The sequence below is a fragment of the Bacteroides sp. AM44-19 genome (assembly GCF_003603395.1).
Classification (GTDB): domain Bacteria; phylum Bacteroidota; class Bacteroidia; order Bacteroidales; family Bacteroidaceae; genus Bacteroides; species Bacteroides uniformis.
In genome coordinates, this window is sequence record NZ_QTNB01000055.1 from 1 (window position 1) to 1912 (window position 1912).

The window sequence follows — 1912 nt, forward strand, 5'->3', positions numbered from 1 at the left end:
ATTTATTATATCGCCTATACGGGCGCACCGTCGTAATACTTCTTGCCCTGCTCGTAAATCTTCACCGTCTCTTGAAAATTTTTTATCATATTCTGGGCGGTCGTGGAAGTGTGTACCACGTTCTTCGAGGTGTTCACGATGCTCTGCGCGATGTTGGACGGGTCTATCACCGCCCACTGTGCGCTTGCCCTGCCGACTGCAAACAGGCACAGGCAGATAATAAATGTTATTCTTGTTCTCATGTTACTTTGGATTTTAGTGGTTATCGTTATTGCTCGCTTATCGGATGGTCCGGTTTCGGATTCACACGCACGTAGTCCCCGTTCGGCGAGAAGGTCAGGATGTCCGTCGCTTCGTTGTAGGACACGTCGATACGGAAGCCGGTGTTCATGAACAGGTTGCCGTTCTCCTCCTGCAAGAGATAGGTTTCCGGCTTTAGTTTGCGGCGGATGCCGCTCCGCTTGAATACCGTCACCTTATAGGCTTCGCCCTCCTTGTAGATAAGCACGTCGGGCTTGCCTTCCACACTTTCCCAGTTCCCGCAAAGCAGGTCGCGGCGATTGTCCGCTACATCGCAGGATTGCAGCATCATGACCGCCAGCCCGATTAAACACTTGCTGACTTGCAGCATTTTCGTTCTTGATATACTCATACGCATTTTCTTTTTTAGTTGATGAATCTGTTTTTACTTATTCCTTCGTCTTTCGGCAAGCTGCCGGATGGCGGCTTCGATGTCGCCGCCCAGCTGCTCCGCCAGACGGTAAACCTCCACCTTCTCCGTTTCTTCAGTGGTGTACGCCAGATACTCTTCAGCACTAACTTCGGTGGCATAGACCGCCGACTGCGTGCCGCCCAGTCCGATCCAGACTTCCTTGTAGAGCCTTGACGGGTTGTTCGCCATGTTGATGGAGAGTATCTGCGACTTCTCCTTCTCCGTCAGCCCCAACAGGGACTGTATGGCATCAAACTTGTTCATGTACTTCCGCTGGTCGAGGAGTATCTTGCAGTCGGAATTATTGATGATGCTCTCCTTGACGACGGGCGAGGAAATGATGTCGTCCACCTCCTGCGTCACCACGATTGCCTCCCCGTAATACTTGCGCACGGTCTTGTACATATAGCGCAGGTACTCAGCCATGTTCGCCGAAGAGAGAGCCTTCCAAGCCTCTTCCACTATCAGTTGCTTGCGCACGCCTTTCAGACGGCGCATCTTGTTGATGAAGGCTTCCATGATGATGATTGTTACCACAGGGAAAAGTTCGCGATTTTCCTTAATACTGTCAATTTCGAAGACAATGAACCGCTTGCCGAGCAGGTCGATGTTCTCCGTGGAGTTGAGCAGGAAGTCGTAGCGTCCTCCCCGGTAATACTGCCGCATGGTGGTGAGCATATTGTCGATGTTGAAATCGGACTTCTCCACCTTTATCTCACGTTCTGCCAGTTCGCGGCGGTAGTCGTCACGCATATACTCGTAGAAGGTGTTGAACGAGGGGATGATGCTCCTGTCAGCCCTGATACACTCGATATAGGCGTTCACCGCACTGCCCAGTTCGCCGCTCTCCGTCTTCGTCACTTTGTCGTCCTCCGACTTCCAGAGCGTCAGCAGCAATGTCTTGATGCTGTCCTTTTTCTCCACGTCGAACACGTAATCATCGGTGTAGAACGGGTTGAACGAAATCGGTTTCTCCTCCGTGTAGGTGAAGTACACGCCGTCCGCCCCGTTTGTTTTGCGCCGGATCATCTCGCACAAGCCCTGATAGGAGTTTCCCGTGTCCACCAGCACTACGTGCGTACCCTGCTCGTAGTATTGCCTCACGAGGTGGTTCATAAAGAAGGATTTGCCGCTGCCCGAAGGACCTAATACGAACTTGTTGCGGTTGGTGGTGATTAATCCGTACCAACATTTATTTAT

General features: G+C 51.7%; 2 protein-coding genes and 1 pseudogene. All 3 read right to left on the reverse strand.

Translation table 11 applies throughout. The annotated features are described in order from the left end of the window. Positions 1-29: 29 nt before the first annotated feature. Positions 30-242: pseudogene (locus DW947_RS21315) on the reverse strand (DUF4141 domain-containing protein); the annotation flags it as partial. Between the two features lie 26 nt (positions 243-268). Next, positions 269-652, reverse strand: coding sequence for a DUF3876 domain-containing protein (locus DW947_RS21320; protein ID WP_005809203.1), 384 nt, complete (start codon positions 650-652; stop codon positions 269-271). 33 nt (positions 653-685) lie between these two features. Next, on the reverse strand, positions 686-1912 hold a 1227-nt coding region (locus DW947_RS21325; protein ID WP_119958634.1), incomplete at its 5' end, for a TraG family conjugative transposon ATPase.